17 protein-coding genes and 2 pseudogenes are annotated in these 19,871 nt (G+C 35.7%); 14 read left to right on the forward strand and 5 right to left on the reverse strand.

The features are described from left to right. Positions 1-128: 128 nt before the first annotated feature. Positions 129-1,268 (reverse strand): tetratricopeptide repeat protein, encoded by a 1,140-nt coding sequence (locus A3SG_RS0107465; protein WP_083832412.1) that lies wholly within the window; start codon positions 1,266-1,268, stop codon positions 129-131. Positions 1,269-1,963: 695 nt separating this feature from the next. On the opposite strand from A3SG_RS0107465, the gene ltrA reads away from it, so the two are divergent. Continuing rightward, complete coding sequence (gene ltrA, locus A3SG_RS0107470) at positions 1,964-3,259, forward strand: group II intron reverse transcriptase/maturase (protein WP_016989404.1); 1,296 nt, start codon at positions 1,964-1,966, stop codon at positions 3,257-3,259. Between the two features lie 63 nt (positions 3,260-3,322). Here ltrA and A3SG_RS0107475 read toward each other — a convergent pair whose 3' ends face one another. Then, a complete protein-coding gene (locus tag A3SG_RS0107475; protein WP_016989405.1) occupies positions 3,323-5,677 on the reverse strand; it encodes an AAA family ATPase in 2,355 nt (784 codons plus the stop codon). A 9-nt stretch (positions 5,678-5,686) separates the two neighbouring features. Continuing rightward, positions 5,687-5,938 (reverse strand): hypothetical protein, encoded by a 252-nt coding sequence (locus tag A3SG_RS0107480; RefSeq protein ID WP_016989406.1) that lies wholly within the window; start codon positions 5,936-5,938, stop codon positions 5,687-5,689. An 840-nt stretch (positions 5,939-6,778) separates the two neighbouring features. On the opposite strand from A3SG_RS0107480, the gene A3SG_RS0107485 reads away from it, so the two are divergent. The 8 genes from A3SG_RS0107485 (at position 6,779) to A3SG_RS19335 (ending at position 13,945) form a co-directional block, all read left to right on the forward strand. Further along, entirely contained in the window at positions 6,779-8,134 is a 1,356-nt protein-coding gene (locus A3SG_RS0107485) for a Na(+)-translocating NADH-quinone reductase subunit A (RefSeq protein ID WP_016989407.1), read from the forward strand. A gap of 249 nt (positions 8,135-8,383) precedes the next feature. Next, the gene (locus tag A3SG_RS0107490; RefSeq protein ID WP_016989408.1) at positions 8,384-9,565 is read left to right on the forward strand and encodes an NADH:ubiquinone reductase (Na(+)-transporting) subunit B; all 1,182 of its coding nucleotides are present in this window, start codon (positions 8,384-8,386) and stop codon (positions 9,563-9,565) included. Then, a complete protein-coding gene (nqrC, locus tag A3SG_RS0107495; protein ID WP_016989409.1) occupies positions 9,558-10,289 on the forward strand; it encodes an NADH:ubiquinone reductase (Na(+)-transporting) subunit C in 732 nt (243 codons plus the stop codon). Before A3SG_RS0107490 ends, nqrC begins: the two co-directional genes overlap by 8 nt. Positions 10,290-10,300: 11 nt before the next feature. Continuing rightward, the gene (locus A3SG_RS0107500) at positions 10,301-10,981 is read left to right on the forward strand and encodes an NADH:ubiquinone reductase (Na(+)-transporting) subunit D (RefSeq protein ID WP_016989410.1); all 681 of its coding nucleotides are present in this window, start codon (positions 10,301-10,303) and stop codon (positions 10,979-10,981) included. Positions 10,982-11,118: 137 nt separating this feature from the next. Next, complete coding sequence (gene nqrE / locus A3SG_RS0107505; protein ID WP_016989411.1) at positions 11,119-11,733, forward strand: NADH:ubiquinone reductase (Na(+)-transporting) subunit E; 615 nt, start codon at positions 11,119-11,121, stop codon at positions 11,731-11,733. 19 nt (positions 11,734-11,752) lie between these two features. Beyond that, positions 11,753-13,018, forward strand: a complete 1,266-nt coding sequence (gene nqrF / locus A3SG_RS0107510; RefSeq protein WP_029596671.1) for an NADH:ubiquinone reductase (Na(+)-transporting) subunit F — start codon at positions 11,753-11,755, stop codon at positions 13,016-13,018. A gap of 10 nt (positions 13,019-13,028) precedes the next feature. Beyond that, positions 13,029-13,373, forward strand: a complete 345-nt coding sequence (locus A3SG_RS22725) for an FAD:protein FMN transferase (RefSeq protein WP_198008504.1) — start codon at positions 13,029-13,031, stop codon at positions 13,371-13,373. Continuing rightward, the gene (locus A3SG_RS19335) at positions 13,322-13,945 is read left to right on the forward strand and encodes an FAD:protein FMN transferase (protein WP_255347695.1); all 624 of its coding nucleotides are present in this window, start codon (positions 13,322-13,324) and stop codon (positions 13,943-13,945) included. The genes A3SG_RS22725 and A3SG_RS19335 overlap by 52 nt, the downstream gene beginning before the upstream one ends. A gap of 88 nt (positions 13,946-14,033) precedes the next feature. Here the strand turns inward: A3SG_RS19335 and A3SG_RS0107520 are convergent, their stop codons facing one another. Both A3SG_RS0107520 and A3SG_RS0107525 read right to left on the reverse strand, forming a co-directional pair. Continuing rightward, entirely contained in the window at positions 14,034-14,219 is a 186-nt protein-coding gene (locus A3SG_RS0107520) for a hypothetical protein (RefSeq protein ID WP_016989416.1), read from the reverse strand. Positions 14,220-14,256: 37 nt separating this feature from the next. Then, on the reverse strand, positions 14,257-14,691 hold the full coding sequence (locus A3SG_RS0107525; protein WP_016989417.1) for a CBS domain-containing protein: 435 nt from the start codon (positions 14,689-14,691) through the stop codon (positions 14,257-14,259). A 968-nt stretch (positions 14,692-15,659) separates the two neighbouring features. Between A3SG_RS0107525 and A3SG_RS19340 the strand changes: the two are divergent. The 5 genes and pseudogenes from A3SG_RS19340 to A3SG_RS0107550 form a co-directional block, all read left to right on the forward strand. After that, positions 15,660-17,215: pseudogene (locus A3SG_RS19340) on the forward strand (PglZ domain-containing protein). Positions 17,216-17,290: 75 nt separating this feature from the next. Further along, on the forward strand, positions 17,291-17,698 hold the full coding sequence (gene tsaE, locus A3SG_RS0107535; protein ID WP_029596672.1) for a tRNA (adenosine(37)-N6)-threonylcarbamoyltransferase complex ATPase subunit type 1 TsaE: 408 nt from the start codon (positions 17,291-17,293) through the stop codon (positions 17,696-17,698). 13 nt (positions 17,699-17,711) lie between these two features. Continuing rightward, positions 17,712-18,080 carry a GNAT family N-acetyltransferase gene (locus A3SG_RS19345; RefSeq protein ID WP_316945216.1) on the forward strand — a complete coding sequence of 123 codons (369 nt, stop codon included), beginning with the start codon at positions 17,712-17,714 and terminating at the stop codon, positions 18,078-18,080. 197 nt (positions 18,081-18,277) lie between these two features. Then, positions 18,278-19,479, forward strand: a pseudogene (locus A3SG_RS19350) (alanine dehydrogenase). Positions 19,480-19,515: 36 nt separating this feature from the next. Then, a partial coding sequence (locus tag A3SG_RS0107550; protein ID WP_016989421.1) for a DUF4258 domain-containing protein occupies positions 19,516-19,871 on the forward strand: 356 nt, incomplete at its 3' end.

Genomic DNA, 19,871 nt, shown 5'->3' on the forward strand with positions numbered 1-19,871 from the left:
TATTCTTTGGAATTTATATTGTATGTTAAAATAAGCATATCGTTTTGGTCAACATAGTCTATTAAATATTTACCATTTTTGAATGTGCTATTGAAGCTCAAAACGGCGGTTATGCCCAGTTATTCTTGTTATTTAGTTGGTCTTGAAGTCGCTGTCGGTTTAACTTTATCTTCAAGAATTTCAATTACACTTTTCTTCAAGTCATCATATTTTAAGTTGTCGTTAAAGCCAATGTTGAATGTCGAATGTGTATCGCCTTTTGTTCGGCAGAGTAAATATTTTGACCCGCCTTGTTCTACAGAAATTGGAGAAAACTCTGTTTGGATTCTATATTCAATGTTGTCGTCCTGATTTACAACATAGAACAAATGTTTATTGTAAATGTCTTTTGAACCTTCTTCGTATCTTTCATATACTTGAATTAGCTTGTCATTCCATTTGAATTGATCGAAGCAAAACATATCTTTTAAATTGTCTTTAAGTAGCCCATTTTTGTACGCATCATATAGTTTGACTTTATATGGTTTTGCTTTATCATACTCTTTTCTATGATAATAGATTTGGATGAGTTTTGCATAAGAATGATAATCGGTTGGGTCTAATTGTAAAAGCTCAACAAAGGCAGGTTCTGCTTTGTCATAATTACCTTTTAAAGATTCAAGTAGTCCGATATTGAACAATGCGTTTATATATGAATTAGATTTATTGTCTATTTTTGATTTAGCTATATAATAGGCTTCTAATGCTTTGTCGTTATTTTTTTGGTCAGAATAGATTTGAGCAACAAATGAATATGGTCTGTCTTGGCAGTTCTTTTGTTCAGTTGCTTTTTTGTACGCTTCAAGAGCTAGGTCTAATTTTTCTAAATTATAGTAAGAGTCGCCAAGTCCGCTGTAAAATTCGGCATCGTCCGATTTTAAACTAATAGCTAATTGGAAAGATTTTACAGCTTCATCATACTTCTGCATATAGTTCAAAGTCGAAGCCTTTATATATAGTGGAGCAGGGTCTTTTGAATCTTTTTCGATTGAAAGATTCATAAATTTAAGACAATTGTTATCGTCTTCTCTCATATAGTAAGCTTGTCCAATATAATACAATGCTTTGGCGGTGTAATCCTTTGAATTAGAAGCGTTTTGTTCTATTATTTTGTCAAATTGCTTATTGTCGGACAAAGTTTTTAAATTTTCCGTTGTTTGGTCTTGAGCAAAAATTGTCAAGCTATAAATAGTCAGAATCAGTGATGATATAATATTCTTAACTTTCATTCGGTTCTTTTTTTTTTATAATTGGGCATAACGTTTCGCTGCTTTGAGATGGTGTGTGGTTCGTAACCTTTCAATTTTCGGCTTTGCAGAAAATAAGATGCGAAACGGTAATTCCACTAAATCACACATTATATCAAAACAGCTGTGTGTGCCCTGCATGAGCAGGAAGCAGATTGTAAATCGTTTGTTCTCGATTCGAAATTAGACTTTTTGGATTAGAAAACAAATGATACAGTCTGATATTTTTCCAGAGGGTGTAAGTCCCTTATGAGCGGATTGAAAACCCGAATCATTAGCACGTCGCAAGCTGGTTTACCGTGAGGTATGCAGTGAAGGCAGCGAAACGGCAAAAGTCTGTACCGACGAACAGAAATTGCATAAGAGGCATTTAGTAGGGGATAAGCGTCCACAGCAACGTAAAGTCCGAAGTTTACAAAAACCTATTAGATGTAGATGCAGCGGGAATAGACGGAAGGAAAGAGCTCTTACCGGGGGAGGTCTTGACAACCACGAGTTGGTTAGGTCAAGAAGTCAGCAGAAGTCATAGTACTTGTGGCAACGAGTTGCAAATAGAAACTGCATAGGTCTCACAATCAAGGAAGGACAGAACGCAAAAAGGTTCTTAATTTTCAACGGAATGGCGCAAGTCATAGCCCTGAGAAACAAGAACAGGTTAACCGATTAAAAACAACAAAATGATTGCACGAGCAGTACATCCTTACAATCTTCAAAAAGCATTGGAACACGTTATTGCCAATCGAGGCAGTGCGGGAGTTGATGGCTTGAAAACCCACCAACTCAAAGAGAGTTTTCCTAATCGAAAACCCCAATTGCTTGACGATATTGCAAAGGAAAACTACTTAACCCAACCCATTTTGGGCGTAGAAATCCCCAAAAGCAACGGCAAAGTCCGTCTTCTAGGAGTTCCTACCACTACCGACCGAGTGTTGCAACAAGCAGTATCGCAAGTGATAGCAACACTATTTGAACCCGAGTTTAGTAGCAATAGTTTTGGATTTCGTCCCAACAAGAATGCCCGACAAGCTGTTGGACAATCACGGGACTACATCCATCAAGGGTTGAACCACATTGTGGACATTGACCTCAAGAACTTCTTTGACGAAGTAGACCATTGTTTATTACTGAATTTAGTACATCGAAAAGTGAAATGCAAAACCACGATGCGACTCATTCGAAAATGGCTACGCGCGCCGATACAAATCAAAGGGAAACTACATAAAAGGCGAAAAGGAGTTCCACAAGGAAGTCCTTTGAGTCCGCTATTGTCGAATATTTTGCTCCACGAATTGGACAAAGAAATGACAAGACGCAAATACAAATTTGTACGTTATGCCGATGATTTTAGTATTTATTGCACGAGCCACAACGGGGCAAAAGCGACAGCACAAGCGCTTGTAAAATTCTTAAAAACAAAGCTCAAACTGACCATCAACGAGGAGAAAAGCGGGATTAAACGTCCCGTTCACTTCACTATTTTGGGATTCGGATTTGTGCCAACTTACAAGAAAGGAAGCAAGAACGATTATCAGTTGGTAGTGGCAGAAAAAGCGTGGAAGAAACTCAAAGAAAAGCTCAAAAGCATTAGCCGCAAAACCGCACCAGTCAAGCTAGAAGACCGTATTGCCAAGATAAACGAAATTCAACGAGGATGGTTAAACTATTTTCGAGGAACGAGTATCATGGGGAAATTACGGGATATAGATGGCTGGCTCAGAAACCGACTTCGGTACTGCATTTGGCACGATTGGAAGAAACCTGAACGGAAAAGGAAAAACCTCATACGATTAGGAATTGACCAAGACCACGCCTATGCATGGAGTCGAACTCGAAAAGGCGGTTGGGCAATTGCTCAGAGTCCAATCTTGGGGTCTACCATCACTTTGAAACGCTTAAAACAAAAAGGGTATCAATCATTGACTGATGCTTACATCTCATTTAATCCATCTCTTTGCGAACCGCCGAGTACGTGACCCGTACGCTCGGTGGTGTGAGAGGCGCACTCCGTTCCATTAGGGGCGGAGCCGTCTACTCAATTATGGGTTGGGCTTCTTTGTTCTACGTATTTTAGTTCGTGTAGTTTCATATCTTTGAATTTCTTCATTGAGATTTTTTGGTTCAGGTTTTATATAAGCGTACTTATCGCTGTGTGTATGACCTTCCATATATCTACAGCATTGAGCAAAACTATCTAATAATTCGTTTACCAATTCTTCATCAAAATAAACGCTTGATAAAGAATCAACACTAACTCGTTCATTATAACGCTGCACAACATTCTTGAAAAGATCATTAATGACTAAAACTTCATAACAAGTTCTCAATGCCGTGAAACCTGTTTTTACAAGAAATTCTCTTTGTGCTGGTGGGCAATCATCTTTATTTGAATCTGAGTAATATTTTTTAGCAGGTTCAGCGTTGCGATATTCCTTTTCATAAGATGGAGAATTTTTCAACCAAACTTGTCCAGGTTTACCAGCTCTATTTTCAATCCAATGACACAAAAAAGGAATTGTTTTTTCTTCTGAAAAGGTAATAAGATTTGAAACAAAAATCAAATCGTGTGTAAACACAATGACTTGTTTGTTTACTGATTCTCGAATAAGTCTGTAAGCAATATCTCTTTTCCTTCCATCGTCTAATGAATTTACAGGATCATCAAATATGATTCCTCTGTTAACTTCTGAAAGTTGCATTTCTGAAATAAAGTCAGCTAATGCAATTACTTTTTGCTCACCTTCACTTAAAATTGCAGCTGGATTTCTGCCTTTTAAAGTAAGTTGTCTGAAAGAAGTTCCTCCTGAACCTGTATGATTTACTTCAATTCCAAAATTTCCATTCAAGTATAAACACTCTTGGTTGAAAGTGTCAATATATTTTTGGTTAAAGTACTTCCCTGAAAGATATTTCTCCCACTCCGTTATACTTCTTTTAAATGAAATCCAACTTATTGTATTTGCTTTTAAAATCCATTGTTGAATTTCAATATAATCTGTCAATTTTTGAAAATGAGTGTTGAACTTTTCTTTATGATTAAGATATGTCTTTGTTCCTTGTAGTTTTGTTAGTTCAAGAATTTCCGTGTTTTCTTTGAGAACTTTAATTGACTCGCCAATTGCAGTAATAATTGCGTCATAAGCTGTAAGATTTATCTGAAACTCTACTCGTTTGTTTGCTTTTTTTGCTGTAATATCAGCAATAATATTTGCTGTTAGAGTTTTTAGTGTGTCAAGACTTTCTTTGAGTGAAGTTAAAACTTGGGGGTGATTTTCGGTTAGCCAACCGGTTAGAATATTGTTAACTGGAAATAAGTCAAAAGGTAATTTTTCAAAACCTGCTTTTATTTCATTCAGCGCATTCTGTGTTTGTGCTGCGTTTTGTTCAGCAATACTTTTAATAAATGTCCAATAGTTTTTTATTAAATTTTCTGCTTCCTCTGAAAGTGGTTGATGACAAAGTAAGCAATTATCCTTGCTTTCTGGATAAACGGATTCCCCTATCTTTTGCTGCTTGGCAAATTTTTCAGCAGCCACAATAAAATCTTTCCATTCAACAGTGCCTATGTTTGCAATTTTATCTGTTTTGAAACTCTCAATTCCCTCTGCTTTTGCAGTTGCTTCTTTTTCTATGCAGTCAGTTATTGAAGTCTGGACATAGGTTAAGTATGTATTGACAAAGTACGTATTGATTGCTACAATCGTTATTTTGGTTTCTTCTATATTTTTCGCAATGCTTTCAAGTTTTTGAATTTCTTTCTCTTTGTTTGTTGACGCCAAAAGAAGTTCATCATATTTTTTTTCAACTGCAGCTTTTTCTGTTTTGTTTTGCTCTGAAAATGGTATATGTTTATTTAATTCAGTAATGTTTGTTTGTGCAGTCAAGCTTTGAACTAAATTTTTAATTTCAGATTCTCCATCAAACCAAACAGCAAAATCATTAGGTGTTCGTTTACTTGTAATGTCCGAATTGAGTTTTATCTCTACTTTTTTAATTACTTCTGTAAAATCAGCAAAAAAACTTAATCCTGCTGGACGAAATTCAAACTCATTTTTGTGGTCAAGATGATGTCTTACACTCCCATTATCAAATACTGCATATTGTTCAAACTCGGTGTTAGTTGAGTGTGAAGGGTAATTTAGCGGAATATCTATACCTGCTGAATTAAAAATAAAGTTGGCAGAAACTGATTTGTGTCCACTCACTAAGTGAATGTTAGGTACTATTTCTTCAGGTGTTTTGGAATAAAAGACTTTTTTCAACAATCTCACATAGCCTGATTTACCAGAACCGTTCGCACCATAAATGATAGTTAGATTAGGACTGAAATCAATTACTTGATTCTCTGACAAAGCGTTTACACCTTCAATATTTTCAAGTTTGTTGAAAAGCAAATCAAGTTTTTAATCTCCTGAATTACCACCATTATAATTTATTGCAATTTCTGGTTTGGCTGTTGCTGGAATGAGAGTAAGTTCTTCAAGTAGATAAGAGTATGAGGTATTTAACTCAGCATCTGTTATAATATTACCTTTCAAAATCTTTTCCGCAAGATATTTAGCCCAATAAGGAAGCCCATCAGCAAATCCCTTGACTTCTGTTTCAAGTGTTACTACTTGCGTTTCTATTTCTGGCATTTCACTTAATTCTTCCATAATGTTAATTGCGTCGGTGTTATAGCCTTACCCATAACTAGTATATAACATAAAGTATATACCTCTTTTTATTAAATTCACTCTTTTGTTACGAAACAAAAATCCACAACAAAAAAAAATGCGTTGCATCTTCTTGTTGTGGATTAATTTTGTTTTTCGTGGTTTTCAAATGTAAGATTTTTTTGTCTAAAGTAAAGCGAGAGTTATTAACAACTTTATAGTATTTATGAGTTATAAAATATACTTAGTCCCTTTTTTAGCGATTAGTAGCATTCGATAATTGATATCGGTTTTATTTCATTTGTATTTTAATGTAAAAGCTCTTCCTTATTACGAAGCAGCGTCACAGAGAGAATCGCAGTACTTGTTGCTATACTCGTTTGATTGCTTCGGTATCCTCTAACCATTGCTCATATCCTAATAGGGATGAAAAATCTGTGAATTAGCGGTGTTTTTACTTTCGTTATTAGGAAACACATTCCTGATTTCTAGCCCTGATGGAAGCGGCATCCTCTTTATCCCGGCTTTTCGGGATGAAGAGATATAGCGGACAGCAGGAACTATCGCGTTTGAAGCCACAATTGCTCTGCTCCTAAATAGTATTTGGATGCTATTCTTTTGAAAATCATTTCTTTATGAAAACTAAATTTCCTCCCTATTATATATTATTCTTTAACTAAAATGTTTTTATTGTTGCTATTTTGACACAAATTCATTAAATTAGTGCATAATTCTTCCGTTTTTTAACAAACAAATAATAAACTTAATCTTATAGCATACTAGAATTATATTCCAATACCAGAAAATCATAAGTACTACCCACTAAAAATAAGTTAATGTATGAGTGAATATATTAAAATTAAACGGGGATTGAATCTCAAATTGATCGGTGAAGCTGCTAAGTCCCTATTGGAGCTGCCCATAGCCGAAATATTTGCTATAAAACCAAAAGATTTTGTGGGGCTAACGCCAAAATTAGTAGTTAAAGTGGGTGCGATCGTAGAAGCCGGAACTCCCCTATTTTATGATAAAAACAATAAAAATATTCAGTTTTGCTCGCCCGTTAGTGGTGAAGTAATTGAAATTCTTCGTGGCGAGAAAAGAGTCATTTTAGAAATAAAAATCCTTGCCGATAGGGAAGTAAAATACCGCTCCTTTCCTAAATCAAATCCCAGCCAACTTTCCAGAAACGAAATCATTGACCAACTATTGAATAGTGGTGTTTGGCCATTTATTCGCCAACGTCCTTATGGAACTATAGCGAATCCAAGTGAAAATCCAAAAGCCATCTTCATATCTGCCTTTGACACGAATCCATTAGCTCCTGATACTGATTTCATCCTATCAGGCAAGGAATCTCATTTTCAAACGGGAATTAATGCCTTGCAGCAATTAACGACTGGAAAAATACATTTAAACGTTCAAGCAAATACCGCCCCTACACCTGCTTTTAGTCAGGCTCAAAATGTACAAATCAATACGATATCTGGTCCTCATCCAGCAGGAAATGTTGGCGTGCAAATTCACCACATTGATCCTATTAACAAAGGAGAAGTTGTTTGGTACATCAATCCACAAGATGTAGTCATCATGGGAAAATTGTTTGACGAAGGACTACTTGATGCTACTAGAATCCTTGCAGTAACAGGTTCTCAGGTGAACAACCCTAAATATTATAAAACGATTGTAGGTTCGTCTATAAAAAATATTCTTACTGAAGTAGGGCTAAAAAAAGGGGACAACAGAATCATCAGTGGTTCTATTTTATCAGGTAGCCAAATTCCAGCTGACGGTTTTTTGGGTTTTTATGATTCCCAAATCACTGTAATTCCTGAAGGCAATGAATATGAGTTTATGGGTTGGCTAGCGCCCGGTTTTGATAAGTTTAGTGTATCCCGTACTTTTTTCTCTTGGTTGACCCCAAATAAAAAACACGATCTAAATACCAATTTACATGGTGAAGAACGTCCTTTTGTAATGACTGGACAATATGAAAAAGTTTTTCCTATGGATATTTACCCCGTGCAACTTTTAAAATCAATCTTAATTGAAGACATCGATATGATGGAAAAATTAGGAATATATGAAGTGGTAGAAGAAGATTTTGCGCTCTGCGAATTAGTTTGTACATCCAAAATAAAATCGCAAGAAATTATTCGTCATGGTCTAGCTATGGTACGAAAGGAGTTTAGTTAGTAGTTAAGGTTGTTGTTTTTTGATGCTAATTTTTCGTCAGTTCGAGTGATTCCGATTCGTCGGGATTGTATCGAGAACAAGGAAAATTTCATTAAAAAACGGTTCTCGATACATTTTTCGCTTCATTTCATTACGCAAAAAATACTCGAACTGACGTTTTAATCGTTCGATCTAATGAATCAATTAACAATACATAATATCCATACAATCTAATAGTTACCAAATTTAATCATTTAAAAAAATCTGAATTTGAAGCCACTTAGAAACTTACTGAACAATCTCAAACCGAATTTTGAAAAAGGGGGAAAACTGGAAAAATTATATCCCGCATTTGACGCGTTTGAAACCTTCCTTTTTGTACCCAATCATACTACAAAAAGCAAAGGCACACACGTACGCGATGCAATCGATTTGAAACGCACGATGATATTAGTGGTACTCTCGTTAGTTCCCTGTTTATTATTTGGGATGTGGAATATTGGTTACCAACACCACCACGCTTTAGGGATTGCGAATGTTCCTCTAATGGATAATTTTATTTTTGGAGCCATCAAAGTACTACCGTTAATCGTAGTTTCCTATGGAGCTGGATTGACCACGGAGTTCATCTTTGCTATTATTAGAAAACATACTATCAATGAAGGCTTTTTGGTTTCAGGAATGTTGATTCCGCTCATAATGCCCATCGATGTCCCCTTGTGGATGCTTGCTGTTGCGACGATTTTTGCCGTTATTATAGGTAAAGAAGTTTTTGGAGGTACAGGAATGAATATTTTAAATCCTGCGCTTACCGCCAGAGCGTTTCTATTTTTTGCTTATCCAAGTAAAATGTCAGGAAACGAAGTTTGGATAAACACAAGTACTGACAAAGGACAAGCCGTTGTTGATGCCTATAGTGGCGCAACTCCATTAGGCGATGCTGCAGCAGGTTTTGCTGATAAAATTCCGAGCATGATGGAATCCTTTATAGGTGTCATTCCTGGTTCTGTAGGGGAAACATCTACGCTTGCTTGCTTGATTGGCGCTGGTGTTTTATTATATACCGGAATTGGCAGTTGGCGCATTATGGCCTCTGTTTTTGCAGGTGGATTTTTGATGGCTGTAATCTTTAATTTATTTGGATTGAATACCTTAATGCAAATCAGCCCACTACATCATTTAGTATTAGGCGGTTTTGCCTTTGGCGCTATTTTTATGGCCACCGATCCTGTGAGTGCAACACAAACGAATACCGGAAAATACATCTATGGTTTTTTAATAGGACTGCTAGCGATTCTCTTTCGAGTTTTTAACCCCGCTTACCCTGAAGGAATGATGTTAGCGATTTTATTTATGAATGTAATGGCGCCTTTAATAGACCATTATGTCATAGAAGCTAATATCAAAAGAAGACTAAAAAGAGCTACTCCAATACACAATCAAAATGGATAAAGACAGTAACAAAGCCACATTTATTTTTTCCTCCGTTATGGTGGTAGTCATTGCCGTACTACTATCAGTAACCGCCATACAACTTGCTCCTTACCAGGAGAAGAATGTTAGGATAGAAAAAATGAAAAACATTCTAACTAGTGTTTCGATTCCTACTGAAACCACGGAGACTGAAACTGCCTTTAATAAATACATTACGGAACAAATTGTATTAAATAATAAAGGCGAGCAAGTAACAGGCAGTGTTACTGCATTTGACATTGACCTTAAAAAGGAATTAGATAAAGTTAAAACAGGAAAAGAAAATGAGCAGTTGTTTCCGCTCTTCATTTGCAATAAAGAGGGAAAATCATTTTACATTATTCCTATACGAGGAAAAGGATTGTGGGGACCCATATGGGGCTTCATTTCTCTGAAAAGTGATATGAACACGATTTATGGAGTCAGTTTTGGTCACAAAAGTGAAACCCCTGGCCTTGGTGCCGAGATTGAAACTCAAAAATTTCAGCAGCAATTTGTTGGGAAGCAAATATTTGATGAATCAGGCCATTTTGTTTCGGTTACCGCAATTAAAGGAGGTGCAAAACCGACTGACATGCATGGTGTTGATGCTATTTCGGGAGCCACAATAACGAGTAAAGGCGTATCAGAAATGTTTGAACGAACCTTAAATAATTACATTCCCTATTTTAAAAAACAGGAAGCAATAGCATCTACAAACTAAAATAACAGGATATGAGCAAAGAAACAATCGCAGTTCCTGCAAAACCTAAAAAAGCAAAAGAGCCTTTATTTTCGCCAAAAAATAAAAGACTTTTATACGACCCGTTAAATGATAACAACCCCATCACCGTTCAGGTATTGGGGATCTGCTCCGCATTGGCGGTTACCGTAAAAATGAAACCATCCATTGTGATGGCGCTCGCGGTAATCGTAGTTTGCGCCTTTTCGAATGTTATTATTTCATTTATTCGAAATATTATCCCCAATCGGATTCGGATTATCGTTCAATTAACGGTGGTTGCAGCCATGGTAATTTTGGTTGACCAATTTTTAAAGGCTTTTGTATTTGATGTAAGTAAGCAGTTATCTGTTTTTGTTGGATTAATCATTACGAATTGCATTATCATGGGACGTTTGGAAGCCTTTGCCATGGCTAACAAACCTTGGCCTTCTTTTTTAGATGGGATTGGTAACGGTTTTGGCTATGGTTTGATTTTGGTAATCGTTTCTATGATTCGGGAACTATTTGGTTCAGGAGAACTAATGGGCTATCGCATCATTCCAGAATCCATTTATAAATTAGGGTATTTTAACAACAGCCTTGTTATCATGCCACCTATGGCGCTAATCATTGTCGGGATTCTCATCTGGATTCAAAGAAGCCGAAATCAAAAATTAATAGAATCGAAATAGTACCATTTAGGAATTATAATTAGACTAATAATCATCTAGTACAATGCCAGTATAGTTTGAAAACAGTCCTTCATTTAGGACTATATTGAAAACATAATCGGTATAATTTTTAACAAACACGATTTAAACATTTCATCATGGAACACATCAATATATTTATAAAAGCGGTTTTTATTGAGAACATGATATTTGCCTATTTTCTGGGCATGTGTTCCTATTTGGCCATTTCTAAAACCGTAAAAAGTGCTGTAGGACTAGGACTTGCAGTGACTTTTGTCTTATCTATCTCGGTTCCGGTTTGTTATCTATTAGAGAAATATGTCTTAAAAGCGGGCGCCTTACAGTGGTTATCTCCCGACTTTGAAACCGTCGATCTTAGTTTTTTAAGTTTTATTATGTTTATTGCTACAATTGCCTCTATAGTACAATTAGTAGAGATGATTGTTGAAAAATATGCGCCAGCATTATACACTTCCTTGGGGATATTCTTGCCGCTAATTGCGGTAAACTGCTCTATACTGGGAGGGGCGTTATTTATGCAAGAAAGAGAATACGCCACCATAGCTGAAGCAACTGTTTTTGCCTTTGGTTCTGGTGTGGGATGGTTTCTAGCCATAGTCGCTTTATCTGCTATTCGAGAAAAATTACGATATTCTAATGTTCCCGGCCCTTTGAGAGGTTTAGGGATTACGTTTATTTTAACTGGATTAATGGCTATTGCATTTATGAGCTTTATGGGGATTTCGTTATAAATCTATAATCAAATTGAAAATGATAATATTAGGTATTAATAGCACAACAATAATCAGTAGCGTAATTGTATTTTTACTCTTCAATTCGCTGCTTGTCTATATAATTCTGTATGCCAAATCAAAGCTTACTCCTTCAGGATTAGTCAAGATAGTCATAAACAAAGAGGATGTGCTCGAAACTGAAGCAGGTTCAACACTACTTTCCACGTTGTCCAATAGAAAAATATTTTTGCCGTCAGCCTGCGGTGGCGGTGGTACTTGCGGCATGTGTAAATGCCAAATATTATCAGGTGGTGGTCAAATCCTTCCTACTGAAACGCCTTATTTTTCAAGAAAAGAACAACAAGACAATTGGCGATTAGGTTGCCAAGTAAAAGTGAAGGAGGATATGGAAATTGTCATTCCTGCTAGCGTACTAGGCATTAAAAAATGGGAATGTGAAGTGGTTTCAAATGACAATGTCGCTACCTACATCAAAGAATTTGTGGTCAAATTACCCGAAGGGGAATTTTTAGATTTTCAGTCAGGTTGCTATATTCAAATTGACGTTCCTGAATGCGAAGTGGATTTTAAAAATGATTTATACAAAATTGATGATCGTTTCAAAGATGATTATGACAAATTTGGTATTTGGAATCTAAAAATGAAAAATCCAGAATCTATTTTTAGAGCTTATTCCATGGCAAACCATCCTGCGGAAGGGAATATCATTATGCTCAACATTCGACTTGCAACTCCCCCGTTTGACCGTAAAGCAGGTGGTTTTATGAAATTAAATCCTGGAATTGCGTCTTCCTTTGTTTTTTCTCGAAAACCAGGTGACAAAGTTACTATTGCCGGACCTTTTGGAGATTTTCATATCAAGCCTACACAAAGAGAAATGATTTATATCGGCGGAGGAGCAGGAATGGCTCCGCTACGCTCCCATTTATTCCATCTTTTTCATACCGTAAAAGAAAGAAACAGAAAAGTGAGTTTTTGGTACGGAGGAAGATCTTCGAGAGAGGTTTTTTATACCGAGGAATTTAATAAAATTGACAAAGAATTTCCCAATTTCGATTACAACGTCGCACTATCCGAACCTCTACCTGAAGACAATTGGACGGGGGATACCGGTTTTATTCATAATGTATTGTTTGAAAATTATTTGAAACACCATGAAGCTCCAGAAGATATTGAATATTATATTTGTGGTCCACCCATGATGAATGCGGCCGTATTTAAAATGCTCGACGAACTAGGAGTTCCAGAAGAGAATATTGCATTTGATGATTTTGGAGGTTAAAATTAATTTTATGAAAAAAATACTATTCCCTCTTTTCACCACGCTAATAATACTAACGAGTTGTGCTTCCCCTAAAAAAGAAATCATAAAGCTCGAAGGAAATGCACAAGGAACTAGCTACCATATTACTTATCTGTCTGACGATGGCATTCTTTATAAAAAGGAAATAGATTCTCTGCTACACGATATTGACGGATCGATGTCAACATGGATTCCAAATTCGATTATTTCGAGAATAAACAACAATGAAAAAATGTTATTGTCGATGATTATTTCAAGACGGTTTTTAACAAATCTGTTGCAATATCTGAAAAAACAGAAGGGAATTTTGACATTACAGTGGGCCCATTGGTAAACGCATGGGGTTTTGGACCAACAACAAAAAATACTTTGAGCAAAACCCAAGTGGATAGTTTACTACAATTGGTCAATTATAAAAAGGTGATTTTAAAGGATAACCAAATCGTAAAAGTAAATCCGGAGATTAAAATAGATTTCAATGCCATTGCGCAAGGTTATTCTGTCGATGTATTAGCGGATTTTTTGGAAAGAAAAGGAATAAACAATTATTTAGTCGAATTAGGTGGCGAGATTAAAGCCAAAGGAAAAAAAGAAAATGAAGAATGGAAAGTAGGTATTGACCAACCGACTGAAGAGAAATCACCTGAAAGAAAACTAGAAGCAATTATAAGTCTAAAAAATAGAGCATTAGCCACTTCGGGTAATTACCGGAAATTTTATATTGAGGGAAATCAAAAACTGTCTCACATCATTGATCCTAAAACGGGTTATCCTGCAAAACATAATTTACTTAGCACCACAGTAATTGCCGATGATGGAATTACCGCTGACGCTTATGCCACAGCTTTCATGGTGATGGGAATTAAAAAAATCGATTGCTTTTTTAGAAAAAAAACGAAAACTTAAAATTGGAAGTTTATTTTATTTATGACGAAAACGGAAAATGGAAAAGTTATACTTCTAATAGTTTAAAAACAGCGATAAAAGAATTGTATTAAGATTTACATTTTTCCTGCGGTTTAGCGCCACAAATACCACATGCCTCCCCTTCTCCTTGTACTAATGGATTATTACTACTGCAAGTACCTGAAAAGCGTCCGTTTTTTTTCACTAGGATTTTGATGGCAATACCTGCCATTCCTAATGCTAAAAGTAGAATAGAAAGAATAATAGTTGCCATAAAGCATTTCGCTAAGTTAGAATGATTTTAGTACCAATTATGCTTTAGTACCGTGGATATAGGAATCTAAATGATCAATCGTATTTTTTTGTAATTCAATGATTGATTTTACCACATCACCAATAGAAATAATTCCAACTACTTTCTCATCTAACAAAACAGGTAAATGTCTCACTCTTTTATTGGTAATTAAATCCATACAATAATCTAGATCATCCGTTGGTTTTACACTAACAATTTCTTTATCCATGATTTCATGAACATAGGTATCCTTTGAAGCTTTATTCTTCAAAACAATTTTTCGAGCATAATCTCTTTCAGATAATATACCTTTCAAAATATTATCTTCAATTACCAGAACAGCACCAACATTTTTTTCTCCCATTATTCTCAAAGCTTCATAAACTGTAATGGTAGAAAGTATGGAGTGGACTTCATTTCCTTTTTCGTTTAATATTTGATTGACATTCATACTAAATTAATTTACGTTAAGCATAAATTTAAGTAAAAAATAAGCGCTATGCTATAAAATAAGCTTAATATTTTGTGTTAATCGCAATATTTTGCTTCAAAAAATGACTGGAAATAATTCAATTAGATTGTTTATTAAATCCTAACAGGGAGAGTAAACAGTCCTTTATTCATAAAAACACGTTAGACTTCAAATACATACTTAATGGCTTTTTTATTAATTAACAGAAGTATGTTGCTCTATTTTATGTCGTCATTTATGTTCATTAATCGTCTTATGAGATGCATTAGCTTGAGGGATAAAAGTAGAAATTCCTTATTGTTTTTCTACGAAATGATGAAAAGTGCAACGTTTCGAAAACTAGCGGAAAGCTCTAACTATAAGACTGGGAATGAAAGTCAAGACGCACCATGAACGGCAGTAATCTGTGTTCAGATTATAGTCATTTTGAGTTCTCCCCATTTACCTTCTTTTATTTACCGCCGACGCTATCATTCCAATGAAATTGACGATCTCATATAAGAGAAGCTATTCTGTTTTTACCCGGTTAAAAGGTAATAATGCAAAAACTACATACGTACATCGTATTGTTACCTAATTATATTTTAAAAAAGATATCCGATATAAATAAAAATTATGTCGAATTGCCAATAAAACCATTCCACATGCGTTTAAAACATTAATTAATAAGGAGTTAACTTTATAATGTATAGGTTAAAGTGTGGAGATTTAAGGTTAGATGTTGAAGGTTTGAGATTAGAGGTTTGAGTGTGGAGCTTTTAAATCTTATGGTTCCTCTTCTCTCCCAATTCTTTACTCTTTATTATTTGCTCTTTATTTTACATTCTTGCTATCATGCTTAACTAATTTTATCAAGAAAATTTATCATAATATTAGGAAATTAGCGGCTCAAAAAGATGTAATTTGGCGCTACAATTTAGAATATTTGAACACTTTTTATAAAATATATGGATAAGATAAAAATACTTTGGGTAGACGATGAAATCGATTATTTAAAACCTCACATATTGTTCCTGGAAAAGAAAAATTACAGTGTCACGACCTGCAACAATGGCCGCGATGCGATCGATATATTTGAAAACGAGAATTTTGATATTGTTTTCCTTGACGAAAATATGCCCGGAATGAGCGGCCTCGAAACCCTCTCTGAAATGAAAGAGAAAAAATCAGCCGTTCCCATGATTATGATTACCAAAAGTGAGGAAGAATACATCATGGAGGAAGCGATAGGTTCTAAAATTGCCGATTACCTAATCAAACCGGTGAATCCAAATCAGATTTTATTGAGCCTGAAAAAGAACTTGGATCACTCACGCCTGATTTCGCAAAAAACCACGTTGGATTACCAAAAAGAGTTTCGCAAAATCTCCATGGAAATGGCGATGGTTAATTCTTATGAAGACTGGGTGGAGCTGTAACAAAAAATTGATTTTTTGGGAACTCAATCTGGAGAATATCAACGACCATCAGATGATTGAAATTTTGGAATCCCAAAAAGCGGAAGCCAATTCGCAGTTTGGAAAATTCATTGAACGCAATTATGAGGACTGGTTTTTACCAAAAGCAGACAAACCCGTGCAATCTCATACTTTATTCCGAGAATTAGTGGTGCCGGAAATCGTAAAAAAAGACAAACCTATTTTGTTCGTTGTTATCGATAATTTACGTTACGACCAATGGAAAACTTTTGAGAGTGAAGTATCCAACTATTATAAACTGGAAAAAGAGGTTCCTTACTTCTCTATTCTTCCTACTGCAACCCAATATGCCAGAAACGCTATTTTCTCTGGTTTGACACCCTTGGAAATGGAAAAACAGTTTCCTCAATATTGGAAAAATGATCCCGAAGAAGGTGGTAAAAATCTATATGAAGCGGAATTTTTATCGGCACAATTGAAACGCTTAGGATTGAACATCAAAGAGGATTATTTCAAAATCACCAATTTGGCTGCTGGTAAAAAACTGGTAGAGAATTTCAAAGGATTGCGAGACAATGATCTGGTGACAGTAGTGTATAATTTTGTAGACATGTTATCCCATGCCAAAACCGAAATGGACGTGGTTAAAGAACTCGCTTCCGATGATAAAGCGTATCGCTCATTGACCTTGAGCTGGTTTAGGAACTCTCCGCTGCTGGAAATCATCCAACAAGCACAAAAAATGGGTTTTAAATTGATATTAACTACAGATCACGGAACTATAAATAGTAAAAAATCCGTCGAAAGTCGTTGGAGATAAAAATACCAGCTTAAATTTGCGCTACAAAACGGGGCGTAGCCTAACATATGAGTACAAAGATGTCTATGCCGTTAAAGAACCGAAAAAAATAGGCTTGCCTGCTATAAATATGAGTAGTTCTTATATTTTTGCAAAAAACGATTTGTTTCTAGCTTATGTAAACAACTTCAATCATTATGTGAGTTATTACAGAAATACCTATCAGCACGGTGGTATTTCATTGGAAGAAATGATTATACCGTTTTTGATTTTTAATCCAAAATAAGAATACAGTCTTTAGTCCTAAGTCACTAGATTTAGCGACTAAGTACTCTAAACTTAAACACTAAGAATTATGCCCATGAAAATTATATTTTCATTAGATGAAATAGAAAATACAGCACGTGAAATTGTTGCTAAAAACCCCAATAAGGTAATCCTTTTTTTCGGAGATATGGGTGCCGGAAAAACTACTTTAATCAAACAGTTAGCCAAAGAACTGGGGGTCAAGGAAGCTACAAGTAGTCCAACCTTTTCTTTAGTTAATGAATATCAAACTCTTGATAATAAAATACTTTATCATTTTGATTTTTATAGGATAAAAAAGGAAAGTGAAGCATTAGACATGGGAGTAGATGAATATCTCTATTCTGGAAACTGGTGTTTTATTGAGTGGGCAGAAAACATACCCAACCTGATTCCCGATTCCCATTCCGTTATTACCATCAAGGAACTGGCTGACGGCAAACGTTTATTAGAATTAAGTTAAATAATCAAGTATCATGAATGCAGAACATACGGTTGTAATCATCCCTTTCTCCTCTGATTTAAAGGAACCGATAAAAACGTTAAACGTAGAATGGCTCAGTAAGTATTTTAAAATCGAACCCAAAGACGAGCTGGTCCTTTCTAATCCGCAAGAAGAAATCATCGATAAAGGAGGAATGATATTTTATGCCAAATACAAGGATACCATTGTAGGGACCGTGTCCTTAATTAAAATGAACAAGACCGAATTCGAATTAAGCAAAATGGCAGTTACCGATGGTTTTCAAGGCTTTGGAATAGGCAGAAAAATGATGGAGCACTGCATTAAAGTGGCCGAAAAAAACCACATCAAAAAATTATTATCTACTCCAACAGAAGGCTGATTCCCGCTATTTCTTTGTATAAAAAGTTTGGTTTTGAGGAAATCCCTTTAGAAGAGGGAATTTACGAAAGAGCTGATATTAAAATGGAAAAATTAATTCAGTAAGTATAAATCGTTCTTTTTCGAATATTTATACCTCTTGAAAGCCTTTTTTTTTAATCTTTTTGCTTAATTTTACCCTTAATAATTACTTTATCAATGTCAATAGCAATAACTCCTTTCACTAAACAACAGTTATTACCACAGGAAGAAAAACTACGAGGTAGCCAGAAGAAAAAGACGATCTTTTTATCGGTATTCCAAAAGAAACCAGTTATCAAGAACGCCGTATTTGCCTGACTCCGGATGCTGTTAACTCGCTGTCTTTTAACGGACATCGTGTGATGATAGAATCAGGAGCTGGTGAAAGTTCCAGTTATTCTGACAAGGAATATAGTGACGCTGGTGCCGAAGTGACAAAAGATACCGCTAAAGTATTTGGCTGTCCCATGATTTTGAAAGTAGGTCCTCCTACCCTTGCCGAGATCGCCATGATGAACAACCAGACCATTGTTATCTCATCGATTCAATTAAAAACGATGAAGAAAAGTTACTTTGAAGCCTTAAGCAAGAAAAAAATAACTGCTTTAGCATTTGAGTACATAAAAGACGAAGACGGCAGTTACCCTGCAGTAAGATCGTCCAGTGAAATTGCAGGAACTGCCTCGATATTAATTGCGGCTGAACTGATGATTACCAATGAATTTGGAAAAGGGCTGCTATTTGGAAACATAACCGGGGTTCCTCCCACAGATGTGGTAATTCTAGGTGCTGGAACAGTAGGAGAATTTGCCGCTAAAACTGCTATTGGACTAGGAGCCAGCGTAAAAGTTTTTGACAACTCCATCACTAAACTACGTCGATTGCAAAACAGCTTGAATCAACGAATTTTTACTTCCACCATACAGTCCAAATCTTTACTGAAAGCATTAAGACGTTGTGATGTAGCCATTGGAGCGATGACTGGTATAGAACGTTGCCCAGTGGTCGTTACCGAAACTATGGTGGAACACATGAAAGGCGGCGCCGTAATCGTCGATGTCAGCATCGATACCGGAGGCTGCTTTGAAACCTCAGAAGTTACATCCCATGAAAAGCCAACTTTTATCAAAAGTAATGTAGTGCATTATTGTGTTCCCAATATTCCTTCCCGTTATTCGAAAACAGCCTCGCTTGCCATTAGCAATATTATTTCTCCCTTTTTGATGCAAATCGCTGCCGATGGCGGCCTTGAAAGCGCTATCCGCTGTGACGCGGGATTGAAGCATGGAGTCTATTTTTACCACGGGATCCTAACGAATAAAGTCATTGGGGATTGGTTTGATTTGCCCAACAACGACATCAATTTAATTGTGTTTTAAATAAACTTTCCTTTACCTTTGCAATAAAAATAATTCATGAAATTTTTCCATCGTTTCGCCTACTATTTAGTGGGATTAGTCATAGGTATATTTTTCGTTTCTCTGATATTTAGCGGAAAAGATACCCGTTGCAATTACTTTCCAAATGCCCGAGTTTTAAATGATATCAGAAATAAACCTTTTGACTATTCTGAAAAAGCATCTAAAGTTTTAGCAGAAAAGTGGATTGACACCATCGACATTAAAAACACATTAGAGTTTGGAGATGTTGATTTTGACAATAGCAACACCGAATTCCGTAAAGCTAAATTATTTGTAATTGAAGGTAAGACTACTAAAAATCAAGCAATCATATTAAAAATTAGCAACCGCGAAGACAAAGCTACTCTGGA

It is taken from the genome of Flavobacterium sp. ACAM 123 (genome assembly GCF_000264055.1).
GTDB lineage: Bacteria > Bacteroidota > Bacteroidia > Flavobacteriales > Flavobacteriaceae > Flavobacterium.